This is a genomic window from Aeromonas sp. 96A, from assembly GCF_051919165.1.
In the GTDB taxonomy this organism is placed as follows: Bacteria; Pseudomonadota; Gammaproteobacteria; order Enterobacterales; family Aeromonadaceae; genus Aeromonas; species Aeromonas veronii.
On record NZ_JBQBFE010000001.1, the window covers coordinates 3,656,626 to 3,682,002 of the forward strand.

The 25,377-nt window shown below is 58.0% G+C and carries 26 protein-coding genes; 12 read left to right on the forward strand and 14 right to left on the reverse strand.

Annotation, left to right across the window (positions count from 1 at the left end; all coding sequences use genetic code 11):
* Positions 1–89 precede the first annotated feature (89 nt).
* A complete protein-coding gene (gene eno, locus ACTG2W_RS17040) occupies positions 90–1,391 on the forward strand; it encodes a phosphopyruvate hydratase (RefSeq protein ID WP_005335583.1) in 1,302 nt (433 codons plus the stop codon).
* Positions 1,392–1,516: 125 nt separating this feature from the next.
* Here eno and ACTG2W_RS17045 read toward each other — a convergent pair whose 3' ends face one another.
* The 5 genes from ACTG2W_RS17045 to ACTG2W_RS17065 all read right to left on the reverse strand — a co-directional run bounded on the left by ACTG2W_RS17045 (position 1,517) and on the right by ACTG2W_RS17065 (position 4,762).
* Entirely contained in the window at positions 1,517–2,002 is a 486-nt protein-coding gene (locus tag ACTG2W_RS17045) for a GNAT family N-acetyltransferase (RefSeq protein ID WP_106844371.1), read from the reverse strand.
* A gap of 62 nt (positions 2,003–2,064) precedes the next feature.
* Positions 2,065–2,502, reverse strand: a complete 438-nt coding sequence (locus ACTG2W_RS17050; RefSeq protein WP_146142134.1) for a hypothetical protein — start codon at positions 2,500–2,502, stop codon at positions 2,065–2,067.
* Positions 2,503–2,646: 144 nt separating this feature from the next.
* Complete coding sequence (locus tag ACTG2W_RS17055) at positions 2,647–3,651, reverse strand: DUF4917 family protein (RefSeq protein WP_235657041.1); 1,005 nt, start codon at positions 3,649–3,651, stop codon at positions 2,647–2,649.
* An 89-nt stretch (positions 3,652–3,740) separates the two neighbouring features.
* Positions 3,741–4,280, reverse strand: a complete 540-nt coding sequence (locus ACTG2W_RS17060) for a hypothetical protein (protein WP_106844369.1) — start codon at positions 4,278–4,280, stop codon at positions 3,741–3,743.
* A gap of 113 nt (positions 4,281–4,393) precedes the next feature.
* Positions 4,394–4,762, reverse strand: coding sequence for a hypothetical protein (locus ACTG2W_RS17065; protein WP_106844368.1), 369 nt, complete (start codon positions 4,760–4,762; stop codon positions 4,394–4,396).
* Positions 4,763–5,391: 629 nt separating this feature from the next.
* Between ACTG2W_RS17065 and ACTG2W_RS17070 the strand changes: the two genes are divergently transcribed.
* Positions 5,392–6,567 carry a retropepsin-like aspartic protease gene (locus ACTG2W_RS17070; RefSeq protein WP_106844367.1) on the forward strand — a complete coding sequence of 392 codons (1,176 nt, stop codon included), beginning with the start codon at positions 5,392–5,394 and terminating at the stop codon, positions 6,565–6,567.
* Between the two features lie 40 nt (positions 6,568–6,607).
* Here ACTG2W_RS17070 and ACTG2W_RS17075 read toward each other — a convergent pair whose 3' ends face one another.
* On the reverse strand, positions 6,608–7,204 hold the full coding sequence (locus tag ACTG2W_RS17075; RefSeq protein WP_106844366.1) for an MliC family protein: 597 nt from the start codon (positions 7,202–7,204) through the stop codon (positions 6,608–6,610).
* Positions 7,205–7,389: 185 nt separating this feature from the next.
* Positions 7,390–7,755: a DUF2061 domain-containing protein gene (locus tag ACTG2W_RS17080; RefSeq protein ID WP_042084552.1), complete on the reverse strand. Its 366-nt coding sequence runs from the start codon at positions 7,753–7,755 to the stop codon at positions 7,390–7,392.
* 191 nt (positions 7,756–7,946) lie between these two features.
* Between ACTG2W_RS17080 and ACTG2W_RS17085 the strand changes: the two genes are divergently transcribed.
* Positions 7,947–8,153: a hypothetical protein gene (locus tag ACTG2W_RS17085; protein WP_069528890.1), complete on the forward strand. Its 207-nt coding sequence runs from the start codon at positions 7,947–7,949 to the stop codon at positions 8,151–8,153.
* 103 nt (positions 8,154–8,256) lie between these two features.
* On the opposite strand, the gene ACTG2W_RS17090 is transcribed toward ACTG2W_RS17085, so the two are convergent.
* Genes ACTG2W_RS17090 through ACTG2W_RS17100 form a run of 3 tightly spaced genes read right to left on the reverse strand, consistent with a single transcriptional unit; the run spans position 8,257 to position 11,469 of the window.
* Positions 8,257–9,111 carry a 23S rRNA (adenine(2030)-N(6))-methyltransferase RlmJ gene (locus ACTG2W_RS17090; RefSeq protein WP_040068346.1) on the reverse strand — a complete coding sequence of 285 codons (855 nt, stop codon included), beginning with the start codon at positions 9,109–9,111 and terminating at the stop codon, positions 8,257–8,259.
* Positions 9,105–9,566, reverse strand: coding sequence for a DUF2390 domain-containing protein (locus ACTG2W_RS17095; protein ID WP_160881788.1), 462 nt, complete (start codon positions 9,564–9,566; stop codon positions 9,105–9,107). The genes ACTG2W_RS17090 and ACTG2W_RS17095 overlap by 7 nt, the downstream gene beginning before the upstream one ends.
* Entirely contained in the window at positions 9,559–11,469 is a 1,911-nt protein-coding gene (locus ACTG2W_RS17100; RefSeq protein ID WP_440016424.1) for an ABC transporter ATP-binding protein, read from the reverse strand. The genes ACTG2W_RS17095 and ACTG2W_RS17100 overlap by 8 nt, the downstream gene beginning before the upstream one ends.
* 154 nt (positions 11,470–11,623) lie before the next feature.
* Here ACTG2W_RS17100 and ACTG2W_RS17105 point away from each other — a divergent pair, with 154 nt between their 5' ends.
* Entirely contained in the window at positions 11,624–12,037 is a 414-nt protein-coding gene (locus ACTG2W_RS17105) for a CBS domain-containing protein (protein WP_040068349.1), read from the forward strand.
* A gap of 117 nt (positions 12,038–12,154) precedes the next feature.
* On the opposite strand, the gene ACTG2W_RS17110 is transcribed toward ACTG2W_RS17105, so the two are convergent.
* The 3 genes from ACTG2W_RS17110 to ACTG2W_RS17120 form a co-directional block, all read right to left on the reverse strand.
* Positions 12,155–13,816: a hypothetical protein gene (locus tag ACTG2W_RS17110; RefSeq protein WP_440016425.1), complete on the reverse strand. Its 1,662-nt coding sequence runs from the start codon at positions 13,814–13,816 to the stop codon at positions 12,155–12,157.
* A 167-nt stretch (positions 13,817–13,983) separates the two neighbouring features.
* Positions 13,984–14,451, reverse strand: coding sequence for a hypothetical protein (locus ACTG2W_RS17115; protein ID WP_440016426.1), 468 nt, complete (start codon positions 14,449–14,451; stop codon positions 13,984–13,986).
* 54 nt (positions 14,452–14,505) lie between these two features.
* The gene (locus ACTG2W_RS17120; protein WP_106844361.1) at positions 14,506–15,882 is read right to left on the reverse strand and encodes an aminotransferase-like domain-containing protein; all 1,377 of its coding nucleotides are present in this window, start codon (positions 15,880–15,882) and stop codon (positions 14,506–14,508) included.
* A gap of 116 nt (positions 15,883–15,998) precedes the next feature.
* Between ACTG2W_RS17120 and ACTG2W_RS17125 the strand changes: the two genes are divergently transcribed.
* From ACTG2W_RS17125 to ACTG2W_RS17160, 8 genes are all read left to right on the forward strand, one after another.
* Positions 15,999–16,595, forward strand: a complete 597-nt coding sequence (locus tag ACTG2W_RS17125) for a LysE family translocator (RefSeq protein WP_100645168.1) — start codon at positions 15,999–16,001, stop codon at positions 16,593–16,595.
* Positions 16,596–16,720: 125 nt separating this feature from the next.
* Positions 16,721–17,311, forward strand: a complete 591-nt coding sequence (locus tag ACTG2W_RS17130) for a LysE family translocator (RefSeq protein WP_005335534.1) — start codon at positions 16,721–16,723, stop codon at positions 17,309–17,311.
* A 125-nt stretch (positions 17,312–17,436) separates the two neighbouring features.
* Complete coding sequence (locus tag ACTG2W_RS17135) at positions 17,437–18,135, forward strand: aspartate/glutamate racemase family protein (protein ID WP_106844360.1); 699 nt, start codon at positions 17,437–17,439, stop codon at positions 18,133–18,135.
* A 130-nt stretch (positions 18,136–18,265) separates the two neighbouring features.
* Positions 18,266–19,372: a 1-acyl-sn-glycerol-3-phosphate acyltransferase gene (locus ACTG2W_RS17140; RefSeq protein WP_005362790.1), complete on the forward strand. Its 1,107-nt coding sequence runs from the start codon at positions 18,266–18,268 to the stop codon at positions 19,370–19,372.
* A gap of 314 nt (positions 19,373–19,686) precedes the next feature.
* A complete protein-coding gene (locus ACTG2W_RS17145; RefSeq protein WP_005362789.1) occupies positions 19,687–20,157 on the forward strand; it encodes a YhcH/YjgK/YiaL family protein in 471 nt (156 codons plus the stop codon).
* A gap of 276 nt (positions 20,158–20,433) precedes the next feature.
* Positions 20,434–21,633: an acetate kinase gene (locus ACTG2W_RS17150; RefSeq protein WP_005354534.1), complete on the forward strand. Its 1,200-nt coding sequence runs from the start codon at positions 20,434–20,436 to the stop codon at positions 21,631–21,633.
* A gap of 143 nt (positions 21,634–21,776) precedes the next feature.
* The gene (locus ACTG2W_RS17155) at positions 21,777–23,018 is read left to right on the forward strand and encodes a mechanosensitive ion channel family protein (RefSeq protein WP_005335524.1); all 1,242 of its coding nucleotides are present in this window, start codon (positions 21,777–21,779) and stop codon (positions 23,016–23,018) included.
* Positions 23,019–23,205: 187 nt separating this feature from the next.
* The gene (locus ACTG2W_RS17160; RefSeq protein WP_005354531.1) at positions 23,206–24,132 is read left to right on the forward strand and encodes a L,D-transpeptidase family protein; all 927 of its coding nucleotides are present in this window, start codon (positions 23,206–23,208) and stop codon (positions 24,130–24,132) included.
* Positions 24,133–24,201: 69 nt separating this feature from the next.
* Here the strand turns inward: ACTG2W_RS17160 and ACTG2W_RS17165 are convergent, their stop codons facing one another.
* Positions 24,202–25,095, reverse strand: a complete 894-nt coding sequence (locus tag ACTG2W_RS17165; protein WP_440016427.1) for a VirK/YbjX family protein — start codon at positions 25,093–25,095, stop codon at positions 24,202–24,204.
* Positions 25,096–25,377 lie beyond the last annotated feature (282 nt).

Below are 25,377 nucleotides of genomic sequence, written 5' to 3' on the forward strand. Positions count from 1 at the left end.
TTGAAAATAAATGCGGTTGGGGCACTGTGCCACAGCCGCTTTTTTTGGCATATTTTTGTTGTTTTTTTACGAAACCTGAGGAAATACACATGTCCAAGATCGTTAAAGTGATCGGTCGTGAAATCATCGACTCCCGTGGTAACCCGACCGTTGAGGCCGAAGTTCACCTGGAAGGTGGTTTTGTTGGTATGGCAGCCGCTCCGTCTGGCGCGTCCACCGGTTCCCGCGAAGCGCTGGAACTGCGTGACGGCGACAAGAGCCGTTTCCTGGGTAAAGGCGTGCTGAAAGCCATCGAAGCCGTAAACGGCCCGATCGCTCAAGCTCTGCTGGGTAAAGATGCCAAGGACCAGGCCACCGTTGACCAGATCATGATCGACCTCGACGGTACCGAGAACAAATCCAAGTTCGGCGCCAACGCCATCCTGGCTGTTTCCCTGGCTAACGCCAAAGCTGCCGCTGCTGCCAAAGGCATGCCGCTGTACGCCCACATCGCCGAGCTGAACGGCACCCCGGGTGTTTACTCCATGCCGCTGCCGATGATGAACATCATCAACGGTGGTGAGCACGCCGACAACAACGTCGACATCCAGGAGTTCATGATCCAGCCGGTTGGCGCCAAGACCCTGAAAGAAGCCGTTCGCATGGGCGCAGAAGTGTTCCACAACCTGGCCAAAGTGCTGAAGTCCAAGGGCTACAACACTGCAGTTGGTGACGAAGGTGGTTTCGCTCCGAACCTGAAATCCAACGCCGAAGCGCTGGAAGTTATCGCTGAAGCCGTTGCCGCTGCCGGTTACAAACTGGGCACCGACATCACCCTGGCTATGGACTGCGCTGCTTCCGAGTTCTACGACGCAGAGAAGAAAGAGTACAACCTGAAAGGCGAAGGTCGTGTCTTCACCTCCAACGGTTTCTCCGACTTCCTGGCTGACCTGACCACCAAGTTCCCGATCGTCTCCATCGAAGATGGCCTGGACGAATCTGACTGGGAAGGTTTCGCCTACCAGACTGCTGAACTGGGCAAGAAAATCCAGATCGTGGGTGACGACCTGTTCGTAACCAACACCAAGATCCTGAAGCGCGGTATCGACAACGGCATCGCCAACTCCATCCTGATCAAGTTCAACCAGATCGGTTCCCTGACCGAAACTCTGGCTGCCATCAAGATGGCCAAAGACGCTGGCTACACTGCCGTCATCTCCCACCGCTCCGGTGAGACCGAAGACGCGACCATCGCCGACCTGGCTGTTGGTACCGCTGCTGGCCAGATCAAGACCGGTTCCATGAGCCGTTCTGACCGTGTTGCCAAGTACAACCAGCTGATCCGTATCGAAGAAGCTCTGGGTGCCAAAGCTCCTTTCCGCGGTCTGAAAGAAGTTAAGAACCAGGCTTAATTTGCTGGTTTGCCAGCTTCGGCTGGAATGAAAAAAAAACCGGAACCCCTGGGTTCCGGTTTTTTTATGCCTGAGCCTTGCCACAACGCCCTGAGAGGCGAGGGGGTTATGCCTCTGGTTTCGGGTCAGATAAAGGGGTGCATGCGCTGATAGCGCCCTGCATGCGCCTTGAAGCCCAGCTTTTCAAACAGGGCGATAGAGCGGACGTTATCTGCATCGATATCTGCGGTGAGGCAGGTGACTCCCAGTGTGGTGGCGTGGGCGAACAGCAATCCCAGCGCTTCCGACATAAACCCTCTGCGCCAATAGGCCGCATTGAGCAGGCAACCCACCTCGCAGCAGCGACCCGCCTCGCTAAAACTGTGTAGGCCGCAGGTGCCGATCACCTTGTTGCCCTCCCGCTCGACAATCGCCCACTCCAGCGACTCCCCCGTTTGCTCCAGCCGCACCACGCTCGCCATCATCTGCGCCACCATGGCGGGAGAGGTAAAGCAGGGATCAGAGGCAAACTCCATGGTCAGCGGATTGCCATAAATCTCGAACAGATCGGCGGCATCCTGCGGGCCAATGGTGCGCAGTACAATCCGCCTACCGGTTAAGTCGGGCTTCATAAATTTCCTTGGAAGGGTACGCGAGCCAAGATTCATGAATGGTGGGTGTCCTAATTTCTTCTCTATAAAGATAAAGGCCAAGAACCTTGGTAATTCCATACAAGATCTTGATGTTGCTCTATCATGGTTTTAAAAAGCCATACTTCAGTATCTTTCGGTCTAGGCTTTTCAGCCCATCTTTCGATTCCAGATTGACGAGGGCGATTTGCTAAATTAGCACTTTGAGCTTCAGCTGATAAATATCCACCACCTGGCATTCCATACCTCATCTTTCGATCATACAAATTAGCTTCTTGTACAACAATAGAAGTGATCGGTGGTAAGTTTGCTGCATCACACTTTTTGAAAATCTCGGCTAAGGCATCTCTTACAGCTCCGCCACCTTCTCCCAAAGGAACATTCGTATTTTTGCTTACAGTACCGTACGTAACGACTCGCCCCATTGAACTTTGATTACGTAAAAAGTCATAAACCAAATTTGCATTATTAGATAGAGACAAGTAAAGCTCCTTATTCCTTGAGTATTAGCACATAACACCCGATCAAGCTGTGAGTAAGGCAATGCGATGTTTCCGCATACCACCTAAATAAGTTTACCGCTAACTGCAAATATCAAGCGTTGCGAATCCGCCTTAAAATACTTATTAAGCATCATTGTTCCAGCACCCTGGACTTTTACTATCAAAGAAATCGATTATAAAATCGCGACCAAAACTATCGTAAATAATTTCGGCTACTCTACGGCAGTATGCTTGATCATATCCAAATACAGACACAGCTATTCGCCTAACATTCGATGCTCTTATGCGCTCGATAATATGAACATCATGATCTCCAAGCCCCCACCCATATATAACCAAACTACGCCATATATCTGGGATCACTTCTCTATATACAGTGTTGAGGTAATGACTGTTTTGGATTGAGCGAACTTTCTGGTTAGAAATACCCTCGCTTACGAATAGAGGAATACACTCGCCTGATTTCCACTCATGCAATATACTATTCAACAAATCTGAGCCGACTCGGCTACTTAGTTTAATTTCCTCTTCTACAACATTGCGAGCTAATGCCAGATTGCCATGAGGATAGAAAACTAACGTTATACGCTTATCTTGCCAGCTATACGGCTCTCTGAATCTAGCCCAATCTTCATCAAATTTACCGTGAAGAAAACAATCCTTGAACTTATGCCCATCTTCATTGCTATTAGCTTTCATCATGACCCAATATAATGTAAGGTCATAATTTAATGAAAAAACCGTTTTAAACCTACTTAAAAATTCACCTACTGTATCTAGATCTCCCTCAATTTCATCGTATTCAGGGTGGATGCTGCGTACTGCCTTGATTAAGCAATCTCGAACATGTTTGTATGCCTTTTCTGTTGCATTATCTTTAATTTTTAGAGCTGAATTTACCTTGTTTGCCTGCCAGACTAAACGCAATATCAACTCAAAATCATCCGTTTCGAAATGTTCAAATAGCATTTCTACATCTTCAGATAACAACCCATGATCGATTGCATGTTTTTTTAACGATGCATATGTAAATGATTTATCTAGACTAATTGATGCACCATTACCCAATAATATGGAGCTTTTATATCTTCTGCTTATATCAAGCCAATCGTATATCTCGTATGCCACCATTAACTCCTGATGCTTAACGCCTCAATAAGCTGCGCGGCTCTGCCGCGTCTAGCGCCGTAGGCGCGTAGTTAATTTACATGTTATGGCTATGTGGCTCGTGTTATTCCTCTTCCTGTTTCAGGGCAGCGATACCACTCTAATTCTGTAACATTATTATTGCCAACAAGTTCAAAGATATCAATGATTTCATCAGTGGTTAGGGAGTATAGCTTTTTGTTTTTGTCACTATCTGAAGTGAAGAATGCTCCATCAAAACCTCCGCCTTCGTTAACATAGATATTGAAAATAAAACTATGTATTATTCGGCTAGCAATGAACCAGAGATCTCGACTTTCTGAGTGAGGTCTATTTAAATTGTAAAGCTCGTCTAGTTTGTGATTATTGCGCCACGTGACTTCCGTACCGACGCACTGAAACCAAGACACCTTATGAAGTCCAGATTTAAGACTATCCGTCAATTTAGTCTCGGTCTCTAGCAATTTTCTAATCGAGTAAAAACCAATAAATATGGCTTTCTCGATTTTGACATGTGTTTCCTCATCAATATCAGGAAGATCTTTGAATCGCCTAAACTCTTCAGTACTTTCCAATAAGAGTTGTTTCCAATAGTAGCTTTCGTGTATCACAATTCTTTCCTTTAGCCATAACACCATTGTTTAGCATCGACCTTTTGTAGCGAAGCGGAGAAAAGGGCGTCCGGTGTAGACCCTTCAAGGCCGGAACGAACTGACATTTCTGGTTATGAGTTTTGCTGGCGGCTAAACAATTTGGCCCAAAAGCCTTTTTTCTCGTGCTTCATCGCATCTTCGATGAAATCTATTTTGGGTTTGCGTCTATCGGACTCTTCTATCAGGTCCATCACCACATTGCCAGAGCTTGTATAGGTGGTGAGATAGTACTGGTCTGTTTCGTAGCACTTGCCGAATAGGTCTTTGAAGATATCCTTCCAGACCGAGTAATACTTCATGCATTGCTTCTCAGTACCGAACATCACCCCGTAGTTTCCAACGACAAGCGCATGGGTTATCTGCTTACGCTTCCCATTTTCATCTTTCGCTTTGGCTATCTGCTCTGCATCCAGTGCCACTAATACGAGGTCATCTTTCATAGGAGATCCATTGATTCATAACAGTGATTAGATAGAAGGTGGTACTAACACATTAATACCACCTTCTATCTAACTCCACTCCTGCCCGATATGGCACTCCGAAAATTATATTTTAAATCAATTGGTTAAGTTCCTGCCTCTGAAGCTGGTCGTATTCGATGGACCTCTTCTTTTTACACAACAATTGCGACTGTATAGAAAATCAGTATGACGTTAGTCATGGCAAATAGCGGCATGGCTACCGCCCCTGAATTTCAGCCTCCAGTCTGCTGCGTTTCACCAACGGGATGGGGTTGGCATGGCTCATGGGAGACTCCGACGAGGCAATTGTTGCCAAATGGCAATATTAACCATGGCGCTGTGGAGAGAAAGCTCAATATTGAGAATTTCTGTGCAAGATCAATAAATTAATCAAATATCACCCACGATTGATGACGCGCCGACATAGCGTGAACAACCATTCTCGAGCTATCACCATAGAATATTCATGGTCATATCTGGCTTGAACCAGCATAAAACTCTTTGTTATTGTCCGCAGTCCCCGCTGAAATAGCTTATTTATCTATAAATCAACAAGATAGCATTATGTGGTGGCGTCGCGGGGGCATCTGCTATCGGGAAGGAGAGTTATGAAGTCGCAGTTCAAAGTGGCGCTGGCCATGTTGGCCCTGTTCGTCGTCCAAGGCTGCACAGCCCCGGATTCATCCACCAAGCGCAATGCACCCGGCCCGGTGCTGACAGTGCATTACGAAAGTGCCCCCCTAATCCCCGTCACCATAGCGGGTGAGCAGTACCTGTTTTTGCTCGATACCGGGGCCAGTATCACCTTTATCGATCGTCGTTTAGCCAGCCGCTTCAAGGCGCTGACCTTAAGCGAATTGCCCAGGGCCTATCAGGCTGATTTTGCCAGTGTGAGCAGCGTTTCGAGCCAACTGGGCAGCGAGCAGCTTGGCTTTGTTGAGCCGCAGCCCTTCTCGCTGGGGTCGGTCACCATTGATGACAGCGATCTGTGGGCAACCGTTGATTTCGATCTTTTCTCCCAGTCTCTCGGCAGCCGTATCGATGGCATCCTCGGGATCGACACTATTCGCCGTTTCAACTGGGTGTTTGATCGCGACAAGCATCAGCTCACGGCTTTGCTGACGGCACCGTCGGCAGCCACCTTCGAGCGTTGCATCGGCTATGAAGATAGCTACAACCGCTCCCCGGCAGTGTATCTGACCCACGGCGAGAGCAGCGTGCGCATGTATCTGGATACCGGGGCCGATCAGAGCTATGCCGACCATGCCTTTATCGACTTTATGGCCAGCCAGAAGGCGATCGCTGGCGAAGATGCGATGCCACGCAAAGGGGTGGACGCCAGCGGTATGGTGGAAGGGCGTGAACATATCCTCACCGGCCTGCACTTTGATGAGCGCCAGCTCGGTGAGCTGCGCGTGTCGGAAAACAGCAATGAGCAGTATGGTCTGGGGCTGGATTTTGTTAACCGCTTCAATCGCTTTGCGATCATGCCCGGGCGGATGATGCTCTGCTACGACGCCGACAGCCTGGCGCGCAAAGTGCCACCAGTCCTGCGCAATATCGGGGTGCGTTTTGATGGCGAGCATCTGCAGGTCTACTACAGCGACGAACGGGATCTTGCCCCCTATGGTCTGGCCAACGGCGACATTCTGGAGCAGATCAACGGGGTGGCTTATCGCCCCCTCGAGATCGACAAAGTGCGTGAACTGCTCAGCACCGGCAAGCCGGGGTCGCTCAAGTTGCGGATTGTGCGGGAAGGAAAACCGCTGGATATCGCTATCTAGTCAAGGTGGGGGGCGGCAAGACGAGCCGCCCCCATGAGCCTCAGCCCTTGGTCGGATTTTCCATGCAGGTGAGGGTTGGCTGGCCGTAACGCTCCAGCGTGGCGTCGTCCCCCTTGGTGAAGAAGGTGAGATTTTGCCCTTCATAACGGGCGCCGCTGGCGCTGGGGGTTTCATAGGCGAGCACTTGTTGCTGCTTGTCGCCCTCGCTCAGGTTGATCACTGCGGCGGGCAGCTTGGCATCGTTATAGAAGTAGGTAGAGAGCATGACGCTCTTGCCGCACTGGTAGTTGACCGGTGCCGGCACCATCAGCTGGCCGCCGCTGATCTGCAGTTCGGTGATCCGCAGCAGGTAGTTATCTTCCACACACTGGCGCAGATCCTGCCCCTTCCAGCAGTCGTTGCGACCCTTGATCCAGCCGCGCTGCATGGCACGCTCGGTCTTGAGCTGTTCGGGAGAGAGCGCTGCAATCGCCTTGGGGTAGAGGGCCGCCAGTTCGTTATCAAGGGCGGCCAGTCCGGCATCCTTGCAGATCAGGGTTTCGACCGACCCTGAGGCTTTGGTGCAGTCAAAGGAAGGGGTTGCGGCGCTGGCCAGCAGAGGGGCAAACAGCAGGGTGGCAAGCAAGGTCTTGTTCATCGATAGATTCCAGCAATGAGGAGGGCATATCTGCCTACTACAGCACACTCTACAGGGCAATGCAGCAGGGGAGCCGAGCGTACTTGCACTGCTGAATGGCTGCCAAACGGACAAACCCGACACTCCTGGCCGGAATGTCGGGTTTTTTGTGGCCGCGATAAAGGGGGAGGCGGTTGCCCGGTTGATCAGGCCAGCGCCAGTTGCTGACTGCGGGCGCGCCACAGCCGCTCGTGGAAGAAGAACACCACGGTATTGATGGCCGGTTCGATCATCGCCATCACGCCGCCGGTGAGCAGCTCGCCGCTCAGCAGGAAGGCAACCCCGAAGGCCACCGAGAAGTGGACCACCGCGAAGCTGCTGGTCTTGGCCTGCAGGCTGTGATTTGGTTTGAGCTTGTGCCAGCCGAGGTCATGAAAGTAGAAGGCGACCGTGTTGACGGCGGGCTCGATCAGGGCGATCAGGCTGGCGGTCAGCAGTTCACCGGTCAGCAGGTAGGCCACGGTAAAGGCGACACCGAAGTGCAGGATGGCAAAGCTGATGGTCTTTTTCATGATGGCGGCTCCCTCTGTTGATGATGAGAGTATCCGCCGAAATGAGATTAAATGAAAACTATTCTCATCTATTGCCGAAATAGAGAGAACCTATCAACGGGCGAGTGGCCGGTGCGGTTCAGCGGTTGCCAATCGCAACAAAGGCGATAAAGTACAGGTTCTTCACACTTGCCCATGAAAAAGGATCTTTCATGAATATCAATGCCACCCTGCTTGGCCAGTTCATTGCGTTGCTAATGGTCATCGTCGGCCTCATCGCCTGGCGACTGGCGCGCCGCAAGAGCGAGCATCCGGCTCTGATCACCCTTATCTGCTCCCTGCTCTGCCTGTTCCCGCCCTTTGGCCTGCTGGCCCTGTTGCTGGTTGCGCTGAAACAGGATCTGCCTGTCCGCTCATAGGGCGGGCTGGTTCAGGCTGCCGCACACACCGGCCGCACCAATAGAAAAAGCCCCGTGATGGGGCTTTTGCTTTTGAATTCGGTGAGCGCAGCGGGGGCGGGGATTAATCCTCGGCCTTGTTGAGCCACTCCACCTTGTACTGGGCGCCTGCACCCTGAGCCAGCTTGGCACAGAGCGGTTTGAGAAAGGCTTCAATCTGCTCGTCCAGCATCCAGGGCGGGCTGATGATCAGCATGCCTGAGCCGTTCATGCCCCAGTCGGCAGTCTGACCGGCCACTTCCAGCTCGGCCACCAGCACGTTGCCGAAGTTCTCGCGCTTGATGGCGCGCAGCATGTCGCGGGATTTGTCTGCCTCTTGCCCGAGGATCGGATACCAGAGGGCATAGATGCCGGTCGCCCAGCGTTTCTGCGCCTTTTTCAGGGTATCGACCACGGCGAAGTAATCTTCTTTGAGCTCATAGGGCGGGTCGATCAGCACCAGCCCGCGGCGCGGGGTCGGCGGCAGCAGGGCGATCAGCCCCTCGAAGCCGTCACGGTGGTGTACGGCGACGCGAGGGTCATAACCCATGTTGGCGCGCAGATCTTCGACCTCGTTGTTGTGCAGCTCCATCAGCGCCAGCTTGTCCTGCTCGCGGGTGAGGCGGCGGGAGAGCTCCGGCGAGCCGGGGTAGTAGTGCAGCTCACCGTTCTGGTTCATCTCCTCGATAACGCCGAGATAGGGGGCCATGGCAGACCACTGGGCCCGCTCGTCCCACAGGCGGCCGATGCCGTCGGCATACTCGGCCTTCTTCTGGGACCAGTCGCCGCGCAGGTCGTAGAGACCGCCACCGGCATGGGTGTCCAGCACGATGAAGGGTTTCTCCTTCTTCTTGAGGGACTCGATGATCAGGGCCTGAACGGCGTGTTTCAGCACGTCGGCATGGTTGCCGGCGTGAAAGGCGTGGCGGTAGCTCAGCATATTAGATCTCTGAGGGGGCCCTGCTGGGCACCCAGTAACGATAGATAGTTCAACAAATTGCGGCTGTTGCCGCGAAACAGGGAGAGGCTGCGCAGGGTCTGCAACAGGACGCCCTGTTGCAGCCGCTCCAGCTCCAGCTCGTGGGCCAGCATCGACTGATATTGCTGCTCGTCGAGTCGCGTCTTGGCGCTCTGGCGCAGGGCGCGCCACGGGGTCAGCACCGCCTCGGTCTGCACCAGCGCCGGTTGCAGGTCGGTGAGATCGACTACGATGCCGAGTTGATCGAGCCGGTGCAGCAGCAGCGCGAGATTGACGTTGCCCCCCTGCTCCTGCACGGTGAGCCAATCCTGGCTGCGCTCACCATAGATCTTGCCGCTCCAGTGCCAGAAGCCGATCGGCGTCGGCAATTCGTGGACCGCGACCCGCTCGCTGGCCATTAGCTGTTCGTCACGCAAAGAAGGCTTGCTCCATGGTTTCCAGCTCCTCACTGAGGCTCATCCACTCCAGCTCCACCTCTTCCAGTTGCTCCTTGAGGGGGCCCTGGGATTTGAGCAGATCGGAGAGCTTGGTTTTAGCGCTCTCTTCGTAGATGGCCGGATCGGCCAGTTGGCTCTCGATGTCGCCAAGCTTGCCTTGCAGCTTCTCCATGCTCGCTTCGAGCTTTTCCAGCTTCTGGCGCAGGGGGCGGGTTTGCTGGCGGAACTCCGCCTCGCGCCGCTTCTGATCCTTGCGCGCCACTGCCGAGTTGGCAGAGACGGGGCCATCCGCCGGTTTGGCGTTGGCCTCTTTCTCCTGCTCGCCGAGCCACTTGTGGTAGTCGTCCAGATCGCCGTCGAACGGCTCGACCCGGCCACCGTGTACCAGATAGAAGTCATCTGTGGTGGTACGCAGCAGGTGACGGTCGTGGGAGACCACCACCATGGCCCCTTCGAAGCCTTGCAACGCCATGGTCAGGGCGTGGCGCATCTCCAGATCCAGGTGGTTGGTCGGTTCATCCAGCAGCAGGAGGTTCGGCTTTTGCCAGGTGATCAGCGCCAGCACCAGCCGCGCTTTTTCGCCACCGGAGAAGGGCGCCACCTTGTCGAGCGCCTTGTCACCGTGAAAACCGAAGCTGCCCAGATAGTTGCGCAGCTCCTGCTCGGTCTTGTCCGGCGCGAGGCGGGCCAGATGATCGAGCGGGGAATCATCGAGACGCAGGGTCTCCAGCTGATGCTGGGCGAAGTAACCGATGCTCACCCCGGCGCTCACTTCGAGCTTGCCGGAGAGCGGCGGGTTGGAGCCGGACAGCATCTTGATAAAGGTGGACTTGCCGGCGCCGTTACGACCGAGCAGACCGATGCGCGAACCCGGTACCAGATTGAGTTTGATCTTCTCCAGGATCACCTTGTCGCCGTAACCGGCAGAGAGGTTCTCCATGGCGATGAGCGGGGTCGGCAGGGCCGACGGCTCACGAAACTCGAAGCTGAATTCCGAGTCGGCGTGGGCGGGCAGGATCTTCTCCATCCGCTCCATGGCTTTCAGGCGGCTCTGGGCCTGACGGGCTTTGGAGGCCTTGTAGCGGAAGCGGTCCACATACGCCTGCATGTGGGACATCTCCCGCTGCTGCTTCTCGTACATCGACTGCTGCTGGGCCAGATGTTCGGCGCGCTGCAGTTCGAAGTCGGAGTAGCCGCCGGTGTATTCGTTGAGCTTGCCGTTCTCGATATGGATGATGCGGCTGATGACCGAATCGAGGAAATCGTGGTCGTGAGAGATGAGCACCAGCGTGCCCTGATAGCCCTTGAGCCACTTCTCCAGCCAGATCAGCGCATCGAGATCCAGGTGGTTGGTCGGTTCATCGAGCAGCAGCAGATCGGAGCGGCAGAGCAGCGCTTGGGCGAGGTTGAGGCGCATGCGCCAGCCACCGGAGAAGCTGCGCACCGGCGAGCTCAGCTGCTCGTCGCTGAAACCGAGACCGTGCAGCAGCTCGGCGGCGCGGGCGCGAATGCTGTAGGCGCCTATGGTATCGAGGCGACCGTGCAGCTCGGCCACCAGCAGACCATTGTCATCCTGCTCGGCCTGCACCAGCTGGGCTTCCAGCGAGCGGAACTCCTTGTCGCCGTCGATCACATACTCGAGCGCGGAGCAGTCGAGCGCCGGGGTCTCCTGCGCGACGCCTGCAATCTGCCAGCCAGCGGGCAGGCTGAAGGTGCCGCTGTCGATGGCCAGCTCGCCCCGTACCAGTGCAAAAAAGGTGGACTTGCCACAGCCGTTTTTGCCCACCAGACCCACTTTGTGGCCGGGGTGAATGGTGGCGGAGGCGTTGTCCAGCAGCTTGCGGCCGCCGCGGATCAGTTCGATTTGACTGGCAACTATCATGGGTGGGATCTGCTTGCTCAAAATGGAGGAGAAAAACTGGCGCGGATCTTACGTGAAATGACGCTGATTTGCACTGTAGCGAAGGGCTGGCCACTGGCTGGCGCTGCAAAAACATGCCATAACAGAGAAACCAGTTTGGTTACGGGAGGTTAGCATGCATATCAGGGATATTATGACGACCCGGGTCGCCACCGTTTCAATGGATGATCGACTCCGAGTCATCAGGGATATCTTCGAGCAGGCACACTTTCGCCACCTGCTGGTGCTGGAGGAGGAGGAGCTGGTGGGGGTCATCTCGGATCGGGATCTGTTCCGCGCCATCAGCCCCTATCTCGACTCCGAAGCCGAGATGAGCCGCGATACCGAAACCCTCAACAAGCGGGCCCACCAGATCATGAGTCGTCAGCTCGTCACCATCGCACCCCATCTCACCGTGCGCGACGGCGTCAAGCTGATGCTGGAGAAGGGGGTCTCCTGCCTGCCGGTGCTGGAGAATGGCGCCCTGGTCGGCATCATCAGCTGGAAAGATTTTCTCAAGGCGGCGCTGGAGAGTGACGCACTGGTTTGAGCCCAACGCTCATCGCCATCAGCTGACAGAGAACCAATATAGAGAGAGGGGAGCCAAGGCTCCCCTCTCTCTATATTGGCTTTGCCGACAATGCCGATTTGTACGGCGCCTGCATCATCACGGCTCGGGCTGCCCTGCGACAAGACAGGAGGGGCCGCTGCCGGAGAGGTGCGGCTGCAGGTGGGTGCGGATCTCCTGCAGGGTGCGCTGGTACTGCTGGGCATGCTGATCGAGAAACGCGGGGCTGTGCTTGAGGCGCCGCTCCAGGGTATCGACCAGCAGTGCCACCCTGGGAGCGGCCATACCCGCAGGCCAGCAGTGTTGCAGCAGCTCCAGCAGTTGCCAGGCATCGCCCGGCAGGGCGGGGAACTCCTCCAGCAGCTGCAAGCCCGCTTGCAGGGCGGTCTGATACTGGCTGGCCTGCATCGCCTTGTGGCGCAGCTGGCGCAGTTCGCTCAGCCGCAGCTCTCTCGCCGTCAGGCGCTGGCCCAGCTCGGCCACCAGATGGTGGAACAGCTGGCGAGTGAGCGGGTGGGGCGCCACCCTGACGCGGTATTGGGTCAGCTGGGTCAGGTAGCGCTGGGCGTGGTGGGGCAAACCGCAGAACTGGCTGACTGCAAAGCCGAGCAGCAGGGTGAGGTGGTTGTCGCTCCCCTCATCCGGCTGGTGGTGGGCAATCAGGATCAGCGCCTCGTCGAAGCGATAATCCAGCCCCAGCATCAACGCCTGCAGCAGCTCATATTCGTGGGGTTGCAGGTGGACGGTGCGCTTGAGGTGCTCCCACTCCTGTTGCAGGGAGCGGATCCGGTTGCTGGAGGGGGCGTGCCACAGCACCGCCAGACTGGCATTGAGCATGAAGCTGTCGATGGCGAGCCGGACGCGCTGCTCGCTGAAGTGGCGCAGGGTCAGGCTGTTGGCCTGCTCCAGCACCTTATCCTCATCTTGCAGCACCAGCCCGAGCAACATCGCCAGCTGATGCCAGCGCGGCTGATGGGGGCGGATCTGCAGCAGCTCTCCCATGGTCTCCCACGCCGCCAGCCAGTGATGCTGATGCAGCTGGCTGGCGAGTTGCAGCTCCAGCCGGGTGGCCATCGAGACACTGGCCTGATGGCGCTGCAAGTCGGTCCGGGCGCTTTGCAATTTGCCGAGCCCCAGCATGGCGTAGAAGAGCCCGGCCCTTGGCCAGCTCGCCTGATACTCGTTGGCACAGAGGGCATAGTGCTGGGCGGCAGTGATCCGCTCGGCTGATTGCAGCAGCAGGTAGCCCTTGAGTCGATCCAGCCAGGGGGTCAGCGAGCGATTCTCCCGTTGAAACAGCAAGTCTTCACAGAGGGCGGTGGCAAGTTGCCACTCCCGCAGCAGAATGGGGGCGGCCAGCGTGCGGGTCAGGTTGCTTAACTTCACCAGCTGGCCGAGCACCGCGGTGAGCTGCTGGGTCATGAAGGGGAGGGGCAGATAGAGGGAGAAGTAGAGATCCGAGGGGAGAAACTCCTGCTCATTCTGATCGGCATCGAGCAGCAGCAATACGCAACCGGGTTGCAGCAGGCCGAGATAGTGCGCTTCGTGCAGCAGCCGGGCTCCGTCAAGATCCTGCTGCTTGTCCTGCTGACAGATGATGGCGTCGAAGGCGTGCTGTTGCAGCAAGGCTAGCAGGCCGCTGCGCTCGTGGTTTGGATGGCTGTGGTAGTGGATCCGGTCGGCGGGCACCCCCTGTTCGGTCAGTTCCCGAGTGATGGCGCTACGGAGCAGGGGATCCTCTTCGAGCAGCAGTATCGTCATGCAGGTACGTCCTGTGAGCAAACCATTAGGTTGATTATGGTAGACCCAAGAGGAACATAGGCACAGCACTCGCTGAGTGAAAAGCTGACAGTAGCCAGCAGGGTGCTGGAGGGCGCACTATGGGCTGTTATTTCAATCTGTTATACCACTCTCAGGGCGGCAACCTGTTATTGCCGAGGGCGGATCTGCGCCCCGAAGGGGCAATCGCTCTGGCGGATCAGCCGCGACCCCTTGCCCTGTTCCCCCAGCCAGCTCAATTCCAGCTTGCCGAGGCGGCCCAGATGGCGCAGCTCGAACTCGTAGCGCTGGCAGAGGTTGTCCTGGGGCAGACTCGCCATCCCCACTGGCAGTCGGTATTGATAGCGCAGGAGTGGCCCATCCTCCAGCTTGCTGGCCACCGGCACCAGCCCCTCTGGGGTGGGCTGCGGCGCCCCGAGTGCGCGGCGCAAACTGAGCGGCGCATCGATCGCCTTTTGATAGTGCAGGCCGTTCATCGCCGCCAGCTCCTCTTCCAGTCGTTGCAACTCCCCTTCCAGTCCATTGAGCGCGGCCCCCAGCTGCTGGTGGGTCGTTGACGAGGCGCAGCCACCCAACAACAGGGTGGCAAGCAGCAGGGCGGCTCTGATGGGGGGCACGGCATCTCCTTGGCTATGACGATGAAGCGTGAAGGTCAGGTCGGTTGGCCCTGACTATAGCAGGGGATTGCTGGGGGGCGTCCCCTGCAGCAGTTGGGCCAGACGGGCCAGCCCCTCGCCGACCCGGGCGTCGGTGGCGGGTTGGCTCAGGCTCAGGCGCACCCCTTGCGGAGCGGCAAACTGACCGGCGGCGAAGTGTTCCCCGCTAGCCACGCCAACGTCAAGGGCATCGGCGGCGGCAGCAAACTGCTGGCTGCGCCAGGGCTCCGGCAGCGGCAGCCAGGCGTGCATGCTGCCCGGCTGCCAGCGGGCGGCGGGCAGCAGGTGGCGCAGCAGTTCGCCACGGCGCTTGAGGATCTCTCGCTGCTGCTCGACCAGCGGCATGATCTGGCGCTGACTGACCATTTTGCAGGCCAGCTCGATCAGCAGCGGGCTCACCATCCAGCTCGACAGCCGCATGGTCTGGGCGAAGGCGCTGCGCAGGGCGGGGGGCGTCAGCACGAAGCCCACCCGCAGACCGCCGCAGGCGATCTTGGCCAGACTGCCCAGATAGATGACCCGCTCCGGCGCCAGATTGACCAGAGGGATCACAGGTTGCTGGGGCAACAGGCCGTTGACGTCATCCTCGATGATCAGCAGATCGTGGCGACGAGCGATGGCGACGATGGCCTCCCGCCGCGCCAGACTCATGATGGCGGTGGTGGGGTTTTGCAGGGTCGGGGTGAGGTAGAGCAGCTTGGCCCGGCGGGTACGGCAGGCGGCGTCCAGTGCCTCGGGCAGCAGCCCCTCCTCATCCATCGCGAGCCCCACCACCTGATTCTTCAGCTGGCGAGCGTTACCCAGCATGCCGGGGTAGCTCAGCCCCTCGCACAGGATGGTCTCCCCCACGCAATTGGTAGCCAGCAGCGCCAGCATGATGCCGTGCTGGGCGCCGTGGCTGAATAGCAGGCGATCCTCACTGCAGGCCACCCCTTGCTCCGCCAGCCAGTTGACGAACTGCTGGCGCTGATCCGGTCGTCCCGCCTCCTTGTCATAGCCGAGCAGGGCGTTGAGATCCCCGTCCGCCACTTCCCCCAACATGGGGCGAATGATGGCCGCCCGATCCAGCTGCACCGGCAGGTTCTGCCACAGCTCGATGCGATGCCCCTCCTCCTGGCGGATCACCCACTCATTGGCGGGATCCGTGTTCGCTCCCTTGACCCAGGTGCCGTGGCCCACCCGGGCGGCAAGCAGGCCGCGCCGCTCCGCCTCGCTGTAGGCGCGGGTGACGGTGCCGACGGTGACACCCAGACGATCCGCCAGGGATCGGTGGGTAGGCAATCGGGTCTGCAGTGGCAGCTCGCCATTCGCGATCCCCTGTTCGATCGCTTTGACCAGCTTGAGGTAAAGGGGGCCATCGAAGGCCGTAAGGTCGGGCGTCCAGATTGTCATGGTGACAATAAATCCATTGATCAAAATTTGTTGTCAATATAGCGTGAATTTCAACCTGATAACAACTAAATAGCACACATTGTATCGATACAATGTGGCGAGCAAGGAGTCACAATATGACGATGGAGTGGTATGTCACCCTGTTCGGTTTTGCCGTACTCACCTGCGGTACGCCGGGGCCCAACAACCTGATGCTGACGGCTTCCGGTGCCAACTTCGGGGTGCGTCGCACCCTGCCACATCTGCTCGGGGTAGGGTTGGGGCAGCCGGTGTTGCAACTGGTGCTGGCGCTGGGGCTCTATCCCCTGTTCGAGCGCTGGCCCTTATTACGCCTCGGTTTGCAGATCTTCGGCAGCCTCTATCTGTTGTGGCTGGCGTGGCGTATCGCGGTGGCCGGGGCGCCGGGGGATCCGGCCCGGAGGGCCCGTCCGCTGACCATGCTGGAGGGGCTGGGCTTTCAGTTCCTCAATCCCAAGGCGTGGATGATGGGGATCTCTGCCATCAGTCTGTTCAGCCTGCCCGGCGCCAGTTACTGGCCGAGTCAGCTGGCGGTGATGGTCATGTTTGTGCTGGTGGCCCTGCCGGTCTGCTTTGTCTGGGTACTGTTCGGCCATCAGCTGAGCAACTGGATCAGCTCGGATCGGGGCTGGCGGCGACTCAACGGTTCTCTCGGTCTGCTGACGGCGCTCTGCGTGGTGATGCTCTGGTATTGAGCCGTGCTGCGCTGATGGGGGAGGTGGCCGAGAAAGAGGCATTTCTGACTTGTCGCCACGGGGTTGGCTCTGCATATTAGAAGGCTTTCCCCATAACGGGGGCGTTGTATCGACAAGAGGTTGAGATGGATCTGAACTGGTTACTGCCCCTGGCGGGGTTTGCCCTGGTTACCTGCGGCACGCCGGGGCCCAACAATATGTTGCTCACCAGCGCCGGGGCGGCGCAGGGTTTTCGCCGCACGATTCCCCTGCTGGTTGGGGTGGTCGGGGGGATCAATCTGATGATCCTCGCTACCGCGCTGGGGCTTGGCGTGGTGTTCGAGAAGGTGCCGCTGCTGCACGACGGCCTCAAGCTTATCGGTTCGGCGTATCTGCTCTGGCTGGCGTGGAAGGTGGCGACGGCCAGCGGCCCGGCCGAGGGCAACCGGCCGCTTATTCCCGCTCATCAGGGGGCCATGCTGCAACTGCTCAATCCCAAGGCATGGATGATGGCGCTCTCCGCCATCAGCGGTTTCACCCTGGCGGGGGAGGCTTACTGGCCCTCCGCGCTCTGGGTGTTGGTGATCTTCTTTATTACCGGCCTCTATACTGGGGCGTTCTGGGTGCTTTTTGGTGCCCAGGTGCGGCAAATCATCCGCACTGCCCGGGGCTGGCGGCGTTTCAACCTTGGCATGGGGCTGGCGACGGCCGCCTGTGTCGGGATGATCTGGATTTAGCCCGAGGTTGACCCGGGCCTTTACCGGCTGTCTTGTTGGCCCTGCGGGGCCTTTTTTATCTCGCCCGCGTGACCTTGCCTGCAAGGTGGCGTGGTTCTGCCCTCCCTTGGAATGAAGGAGTTCCTATGAAATGTATCGGTCTGTTGGGTGGCATGAGCTGGGAGTCCACCGTCAGTTATTATCAGGCGCTCAACCGCGGGGTGCGGGCACAGCTCGGTGGTTTGCACTCGGCGCGGGTGCTGCTCAATAGCGTCGACTTTGCCGCTATCGAGCGGCTGCAGCATGCCGGTGACTGGCCCGCTACCGCCCGCCTGCTGGCGGCGGAGGCGCGCAAGTTGCAGGATGGCGGCGCCGATTTCTTGCTGATCGGCACTAACACCATGCACAAGGTTGCCCCCGAGATTGAGGCGGCCATCGATATCCCGCTGCTCCATATCGCCGATGCTACCGCGGCCAAATTGCAGGCGGACGGGATAACCCGGGTTGGCCTGCTCGGCACCCGCTTCACCATGGAGCAGGATTTTTACAAAGGGCGCTTGCAGGAGCGCTTCGGGTTGGCGGTGCTGGTACCCGATGAGGCCGGGCGGGAGCGGGTACACAGGATCATCTATGACGAGCTCTGTCTGGGGGAGATCCGTGAATCATCGCGGGCCGAGTATCTGGCCATTATCGAGGGGCTGGCGGCCGCGGGTGCCGAGGCGGTGATCCTCGGCTGCACCGAGATTGCCCTGCTGGTGGGGGATGCCCGGGCGGCGGTGCCGCTCTACGACACCACTGCCATCCATGCCGAAGCGGCGGTCGCGCTGGCACTGGCAACTGATTAATAAACTGGTCAGATCTCACTATTCATGCTTGTCTCATACCCCTTGCCATAAAAGCGTGTAAAATTGCGCCCTGAATTTTCCCCGGCCAACGCGGGTTGGCTGCGGTTTCCTAGCATGCAAGGCTGACATTGTGACTGAAGTAGATAGATTCGCGGATATTCGCCCCTACCGCGATGAAGAAGTGCCGGCAGCCATCGAACGGCTGATCCAGGATGATGAATTTATCGGCGCCATCGCCAAGTATCGTTTCGGTTCCCTGATGAGCTGGCTGGGTTGGGCCATCCGCCCGATGATCCGCCTGTTCCTGCGCCGCAAATGGTCAAAAGTGACCACTGTGCATCAGGTCCAGATGGGGGTCACCCGGTACATGTCCCGCATGATCGCCACCTCCACCAAGGGGGTGACCTTCTCCGGGATCGAGCATCTTAAGAAAGAGCAGGGCTATCTTTTTGTCTCCAACCACAGAGACATCGCCATGGACCCGGCGTTCGTCAACTGGGGGCTGCACACCCACGGTTTCGATACCGTGCGCATCGCCATCGGTGACAACCTGCTGCGCAAACCCTGCGCCACCGAGCTGATGAAGCTCAACAAGAGCTTTATCGTCAAACGCTCGGCCAAGGGGCCGCGGGAGATGATGAAGGCGCTCGGCGAGCTGTCTGCCTATATCGGCAACTCGGTCCACGAAGGTCACTCCATCTGGATTGCCCAGAAGGAAGGGCGCGCCAAGAATGGCGATGACAAGACAGATCCCGCCATCCTCAAGATGTTCTACGTCGACGGCAAGAAGCAGAAGATTGACTTCGTCGACTACATGCGCAGCCTCAATATCGTGCCGGTCAGCATCAGCTACGAGCTGGATCCGACCGACAAGGCGAAGGCGCGCGAGCTCTACGAGAAGTCGGTCAACGGCAGCTACGAGAAGGGCGAGTTCGAGGATATCGAGAGTATCGTCGCCGGTATCGTCGGCATGAAGGGGCGGGTACACGTCTCCTTCGGTGCGCCGATTACCGAGGGCTTCAGTGATCCGGACGAACTGGCCGCGCTGATCGACAAGGCGATCTGGAGCAGCTACCACCTCTTCCCCAGCAACTATCTGGCGGCAGATGTCTCCGGCAAGGCCAATACCATCGAGCAGGCGGCCTTCCTGACCCGTCAGTCAGAGGTGCCGGAAGAGCACAAGGCGATCTGGCGTGCCATGTACGCCAAACCGGTGGAAAACGCCAAAAAGGCTTGAATGAAACCGGTTGTTAAACGGTTTTGCGAAAAAAACGGGCGCTGATGCGCCCGTTTTTGCGTCTGGTCAAAGTCGAGGGGGAAAGGGTGGTGAATAATATGGTTTCAGCTGGTACGATCACTATGAAAATGGGATTATGTCTCTTGGCAAGGTGCTGACGAGTGTGTAACAGTGCCCATATAGCTGAACATGAGCAAAAGCTCTAAACCGGTTTGCAAGGATTGCAGACGGCATTATTGAAGGACCTGTCACAGGTCCTTTTTCATTGGCTGGCAAAGATGCCGCCCAGATATACCTAACAGGAAACAGACGCCATGATCACCGGTAGCCTGAACACCCTGCAGCGGACGCCGCTGCCCGCCCCGCTGGCCCGCATCATGGCCGAGGTGGTGAAGAGCGTGGCTCACTGGGGTGACGCTCCGCTCGGCAAGACCGAGATCGATGGCCTCAACCTGTTCTGTCTGGTGAGCGAGGAGCTGACCGAGCCAGCCGCGGATCGCCGTGGTGAATTCCATCAGCAGTATCTCGATATCCAGTTGCTGCTGCGCGGTGCAGAGTGGATAGGTGTGGGCCCCCACGACTACGTGAGCGACGGCGCCGACCATCCCCATCCTGACCTCTGGTTTGTCGATGACGAACAGACCAGCTATCTGGCGCTGCAACCGGGCGATTTCGCCATCTTCTGGCCGGGCGAGCTGCACCGCCCGCTCTGTACCTTCAACCAGCCCGCCAAGGTGAAGAAGCTGGTGGTCAAGGTACACAAGGATCTGCTGGCTATCGCCTGAGCATTCCCATTGAGGCGAGCCCTGCGCAGCTGATGCGTTGAGACTCGCAAGCATTGAAACCAGTGATACGCACCACAAGTTGCGATGACTCTTTCAAGAGCAAGAATTGAAACCAGTGATACGCACCACAAGTTGCGATCACTCTTTCAAGAGCAAGAATTTAAAAATTGGACGCACCCTCCTGCGACCATAAGCCCCCGGCAGGGGAATCCCATCCTCTTTTTTGGATGACACGACACTGTCGGCATAAAGCCGAAGCACAGGAAGATGTAGAAAATGAGCAAGTTGGTATTGATCCTTAACTGCGGTAGCTCTTCCCTGAAATTTGCCGTAATGGACGCCGAAACAGGTGAGGACATGCTGTCCGGCCTGGCCGAATGCTTCAATCTGGATGATGCACGTATCAAATGGAAACTCCACGGGGTCAAGGGCGAAGCCATGCTGGGAGCGGGTGCCGCTCACCAAGAGGCCCTCGACCATATCGTGGGTCACATCCTGCCGCAGGATCCGACTCTTGCCGAGCAACTGGTGGCCATTGGTCACCGAATCGTACACGGTGGCGAGCAGTTCTCCCGCTCCGTGCGCATTGATGACGGCGTGATCGCCGGTATCGAAGCCGCCATTCCGTTCGCCCCGCTGCACAACCCGGCGCACCTCATCGGTATTCGCGCCGCGCTGAAAGTGTTCCCGCAGCTGTCCGAGAAGAACGTGGCCGTCTTCGACACCGCGTTCCACCAGACACTGCCGCAAGAGGCCTACCTCTATGCGCTGCCGCACAAGCTCTACCGCGAACACGGCATCCGTCGTTACGGTGCCCACGGTACTTCTCACCGCTACATCGCGGAAGAAGCGGCAAAAGAGCTGGGCAAGCCGTTGAATGAACTGAACATCATCAACTGCCACCTAGGTAACGGTGCCTCTGTCTGCGCCATCAAGAACGGCGAATCCGTTGACACCTCCATGGGTCTGACTCCGCTGGAAGGTCTGGCGATGGGTACCCGCTCCGGCGATATCGATCCGGCCGTGGTCTTCTTCATGCACGACCAGCTCGGTTACAGCGTGGAGCAGATCAACCACACCCTGACCCGTGAGTCCGGTCTGCTGGGGATGACAGAAGCGAGCAGCGACTGCCGCTACGTCACCACCAACTACGCCACCGACGCCGGTGCCAAGCGTGCGCTGGATGTCTTCACCTACCGTGTGGCCAAGTATGTCGGCGCCTATGCCGCTGCGATGGACGGTCGTCTGGACGCCGTGGTCTTTACCGGTGGTATCGGTGAGAACGCCGCCATGGTGCGCGAGATGGTGCTGAACCGTCTGGCCCTGTTCGGCTTCAAGGTGGACAAAGAGGCCAACAACGCCGCGGTACTGGGTGGCGAAGGTCGCATCACCACCGCCGACAGCCGTTGCGCCATGGTGATCCCGACCAACGAAGAGCTGGTTATCGCTCGCGATGCCCTGAGCCTGGTCTGCTAAGTCAACCTCGCTTTGAAACAACGCCCGGCCTGTGCCGGGCGTTGTCATTTCTGGCGTACGCCGATTTGACATGGGGGAGGGGAGCGGTACCCTGACCACCACTGTTTTTGCAGCCAGCGGGCTGCCCGGTTCGGGAGAGAGCAATGAAAGAGGCGTTTTTTAACTGGTTGTCGGGCCTTGGGGTGGAAGTGACCAGCCTGATGGCGCTGGTGATCGCGCTGGGCTTTATCGTCATCACCTCGTTGCTGCTGCACATGGCGCTGCACCGGGTACTGCTGGTCCGGCTGGTGGGGATCCTCGGCAAGGCCAAGCAGGTATGGCTGCCGCCCCAGCTGCAACAGCGCCTCTTCAACCGGCTCGCCTTCGTGCTGCAGGGGGCCGTGCTGCTCGGTCAGGCGGAGATCTGGCTGCCCCGTCAATCGGATAGCCTCAAGCTTATCGAGATGGTGGCCCAGCTCTGGATTTTACTGTTCCTGCTGCTGGCCTTCTTCGCCCTGCTCGACTGCCTGTTGTCGGTGAGCCGTTACACCCGCCTTGGTCGGGATTTGCCCCTGCGCGGCATCTTCCAGGGGGCCAAGCTGGTAGGCAGCATTCTGGTGGGCATCCTGATGATCGCCCTGCTGCTCGGCAAGTCGCCGCTGTTCCTGTTCAGCGGTCTGGGTGCCATGACCGCAGTGCTGATGCTGGTATTCAAGGACCCCATCCTCGGGCTGGTGGCGGGGATCCAGCTCTCCGCCAACCGGATGCTGAGCGTCGGTGACTGGCTGCAGATGGACAAGTACGGCGCCGATGGCGAGGTGACCGACATCGGGCTTACTACGGTCAAGGTATCGAACTGGGACAAGACCATCACCACCATTCCCACCTATGCCCTGATCTCCGACTCTTTCAAGAACTGGCAGGGGATGACCGAGTCGGGCGGCCGCCGCATCAAGCGCAGCGTCAATATCGACATGACTAGCGTGCGTTTTCTGACGGCCGAGGAGCAGTTGCAGCTCAAGCAGGCACAACTGCTGGCTCCCTATCTCAGTCGCAAGGAGCAGGAGCTGAGCGCTTACAACCAGCAGCTGAGCGATGCATTGAGTTGTCCCATCAATGGTCGTCACCTCACCAATCTCGGCACCCTGCGCGCCTATCTGGATGCCTACCTGCGCGCCCACCCCGGCATTCGCAAGGACATGACCCTGATGGTGCGCCAGCTGGCACCCACGTCAGACGGTTTGCCGCTGGAAATTTACTGCTTTACCGCGACGACCGCATGGGCTGATTACGAAGGGATCCAGGCCGATATTTTCGACCATATCTTCGCCATCATTGAGCAATTTCATCTGCGGTTGCATCAATCTCCCACAGGTTACGATATGCGTGCCTGGCAACGGGGATAAACAGGGAAATGGGGCGGGTCGAGGACGCGAAAAAAACCGTATATTAATCATTGACCCGTCGCCACTTGTCAGTTGAAATTTGCCGTGCAGAGGAGAAAAATGGCGGCCTTCTCTTCGCGCCCCTGATCCCCTCTTGATCAGCTGCCAGCCCAGAGACGTCACTTCAAGTCATCATCATGGGAAAGTTATGAAGCTCCTTCGCAATAGTGTGGCAACACTCTGCTACAGCCTGCTGCTGACCGCTGCGCCGGTTTTCGCTGTTGAATATGCTCTGCCTGCGGCCAACAGCCGTCTGGTAGGGGAAAATCTGGAATACGTGGTTCCGGCCGAAGAAAACGGCCAGCCGTTGGAGGCCATTGCGGCCAAATTCCAGCTGGGGCTGACCAACATGACCGAAGCCAACCCCGATGCGGATCCCCTGCTGGTACAGACCGGCGAGAAGCTGGTGATCCCCCAGCAACTGATCCTGCCGGATGCCCCCCGTGAAGGGATTGTGCTGAACGTGGCCGAGATGCGCCTCTACTACTATCCCAAGGGTAAAAAAGTGGTGGAAGTGTTGCCCATCGGCATCGGCCAGCTCGGTACCGATACTCCGGAAAACTGGGTGACCAGCGTGCAGCGCAAGAAAGCGGGCCCGACCTGGACCCCGACCGCCAAGATGCATGCCGAATATGCCGCCCGTGGCGAGAGCCTGCCTGCGGTATGGCCAGCCGGTCCGGACAACCCCATGGGTCTGTTCGCCCTCTACATCGGCAAGATGTACGCCATCCACGGTACCAACGCCAACTTCGGCATCGGCCTGCGGGTGAGCCACGGCTGTGTGCGTCTGCGCAACGACGACATCGCCTATCTGTTCAAGCAGGTACCGGTCGGTACTCGCGTCCAGTTCGTCAACCAGCCGATCAAGGCCTCTCTCGAGCCCAATGGCGTCCGCTATCTGGAAGTGCATCAGCCGCTGTCGCGTAGCGAAGAGGAGTTCAACTCCAAGTTGCCGGCACCGCTGCCGATGACCCCGGCGGTGACCCGCTTCATTGCCCACGCCGACAGCGACTCCCAACTGGTGAAGCAGGCGCTGGAGCAGCGCAATGGCATGCCGATGGCGATCAACCGCTAACGGCAAATCCCCGTCATGACAAAGGGCGAACAGCATGCTGTTCGCCCTTTGTGTTTCTGCTGCGCTGACTCAGCTTCGCAGCAGATTTGCCTGCAGCTCGCTGCCGAGCTGATCGAGCAGCTGATAGCGCGCCTTGTAGCTGGCCCGCTTGCGGGAGGGGATCTCCTCCAGCGTCTTGCGGGGCACCTCCAGCGGCAGGCTCATCCAGAGTTCATCCTGCACGCTGCTCTGATGCTCCTGCCACAAGCCGTCGAGATCGAACTTGACCCGATCGGCGGTGCGCTTGCTGCTCTGATAGACGTGGCTTTGGGTGCGGATCCCGAGCAGGCTCTTGCACGCCAGCCCCCGGGCCAGCTCGGCGGCCATATAGACCAGCAGGGACATGGGGCGCAGCCCGCCGCACGCCTTGGTGACCAGCTTGATCTCCTCGCTCTGCCCCTTGCCGCCCTGCAGCGAGCAGATTTCGAGGGTCGGGTTCGGTGCGGGGCGCAGATTGAGGGCCATGTAATAGAGCGCCGCGTCACCTAGCTTGAGGGTCAGGCTCATCTCCCCCTCTTTGCCCATGTGGGTTTGGTAATCCAGTTGTAGGGTGAGGGGGGCCGTCAGCTTGTCGCTCTGCCACTGGGCCAGCAGCAGGCCGCGCCCGCTGTAGATTGCCAGCTGTTGCGCCTTGGGCAGCTGACGTGCCAGCTGCTGGTAGTGGCCGCTGATAAGCCCGGCTCGCAGGCGCTTGCGGAGCCCCTTGTGGCGATAGGGGTGGATCGGCTTTTCCAGAATATCGGGGAAGCGGCTGATCGCCTGCGCCAGCAGCGGTTGCTCCTGCTGCTGGCGATAGAGGGCGCGGGCGCCGGGATTGAGCCAGAGACGCCCCACATACTTGGCCCGTCGGATGAGATGACCCGACTCCTCCACCGGATGAAGGCGGCGGGCGAGGGTTCGCAGGTGTGACAGATGAGATGACATGGTGCCGACCTCTGACTGGTGTGATGAGACAGGGCGGGGAGTGTAGGAGCGGGGCGCCGGCTTGTAAAAAATGGATAGTAACAAAATGTGAAAACATAACGCTCAGTAGCGGCTGGCGCAGCGAGGTGACCGTCACGGCCACGGCAGGAAATCTGGCGCCATCCTCTTGATGCGGCAGATGATTTGATGCGCAAAGGTTTTTATTGTGTTTTTCATTTGTTAAAAGTGGTTGAGCTGGCGCGAACGGCTGATTAAGCTAGGCCGGTTTTTTAGGGATGAGCC

Excerpts from the sequence above, each read along its gene's own strand:
- eno (WP_005335583.1), top strand. The coding sequence starts at position 90 with ATGTCCAAGATCGTTAAAGTGATCGGTCGTGAAATCATCGACTCCCGT.
- ACTG2W_RS17110 (WP_440016425.1), bottom strand. The coding sequence starts at position 13,816 with ATGACGATACTGCTGCTCGAAGAGGATCCCCTGCTCCGTAGCGCCATC.
- ACTG2W_RS17065 (WP_106844368.1), bottom strand. The coding sequence starts at position 4,762 with ATGAAAGATGACCTCGTATTAGTGGCACTGGATGCAGAGCAGATAGCC.
- ACTG2W_RS17045 (WP_106844371.1), bottom strand. The coding sequence starts at position 2,002 with ATGAAGCCCGACTTAACCGGTAGGCGGATTGTACTGCGCACCATTGGC.
- ACTG2W_RS17145 (WP_005362789.1), top strand. The coding sequence starts at position 19,687 with ATGATCACCGGTAGCCTGAACACCCTGCAGCGGACGCCGCTGCCCGCC.
- ACTG2W_RS17150 (WP_005354534.1), top strand. The coding sequence starts at position 20,434 with ATGAGCAAGTTGGTATTGATCCTTAACTGCGGTAGCTCTTCCCTGAAA.
- ACTG2W_RS17125 (WP_100645168.1), top strand. The coding sequence starts at position 15,999 with ATGACGATGGAGTGGTATGTCACCCTGTTCGGTTTTGCCGTACTCACC.
- ACTG2W_RS17135 (WP_106844360.1), top strand. The coding sequence starts at position 17,437 with ATGAAATGTATCGGTCTGTTGGGTGGCATGAGCTGGGAGTCCACCGTC.
- ACTG2W_RS17160 (WP_005354531.1), top strand. The coding sequence starts at position 23,206 with ATGAAGCTCCTTCGCAATAGTGTGGCAACACTCTGCTACAGCCTGCTG.
- ACTG2W_RS17085 (WP_069528890.1), top strand. The coding sequence starts at position 7,947 with ATGAATATCAATGCCACCCTGCTTGGCCAGTTCATTGCGTTGCTAATG.
- ACTG2W_RS17075 (WP_106844366.1), bottom strand. The coding sequence starts at position 7,204 with ATGAACAAGACCTTGCTTGCCACCCTGCTGTTTGCCCCTCTGCTGGCC.
- ACTG2W_RS17090 (WP_040068346.1), bottom strand. The coding sequence starts at position 9,111 with ATGCTGAGCTACCGCCACGCCTTTCACGCCGGCAACCATGCCGACGTG.
- ACTG2W_RS17100 (WP_440016424.1), bottom strand. The coding sequence starts at position 11,469 with ATGATAGTTGCCAGTCAAATCGAACTGATCCGCGGCGGCCGCAAGCTG.
- ACTG2W_RS17120 (WP_106844361.1), bottom strand. The coding sequence starts at position 15,882 with ATGACAATCTGGACGCCCGACCTTACGGCCTTCGATGGCCCCCTTTAC.
- ACTG2W_RS17165 (WP_440016427.1), bottom strand. The coding sequence starts at position 25,095 with ATGTCATCTCATCTGTCACACCTGCGAACCCTCGCCCGCCGCCTTCAT.
- ACTG2W_RS17080 (WP_042084552.1), bottom strand. The coding sequence starts at position 7,755 with ATGAAAAAGACCATCAGCTTTGCCATCCTGCACTTCGGTGTCGCCTTT.
- ACTG2W_RS17155 (WP_005335524.1), top strand. The coding sequence starts at position 21,777 with ATGAAAGAGGCGTTTTTTAACTGGTTGTCGGGCCTTGGGGTGGAAGTG.
- ACTG2W_RS17130 (WP_005335534.1), top strand. The coding sequence starts at position 16,721 with ATGGATCTGAACTGGTTACTGCCCCTGGCGGGGTTTGCCCTGGTTACC.
- ACTG2W_RS17105 (WP_040068349.1), top strand. The coding sequence starts at position 11,624 with ATGCATATCAGGGATATTATGACGACCCGGGTCGCCACCGTTTCAATG.
- ACTG2W_RS17070 (WP_106844367.1), top strand. The coding sequence starts at position 5,392 with ATGAAGTCGCAGTTCAAAGTGGCGCTGGCCATGTTGGCCCTGTTCGTC.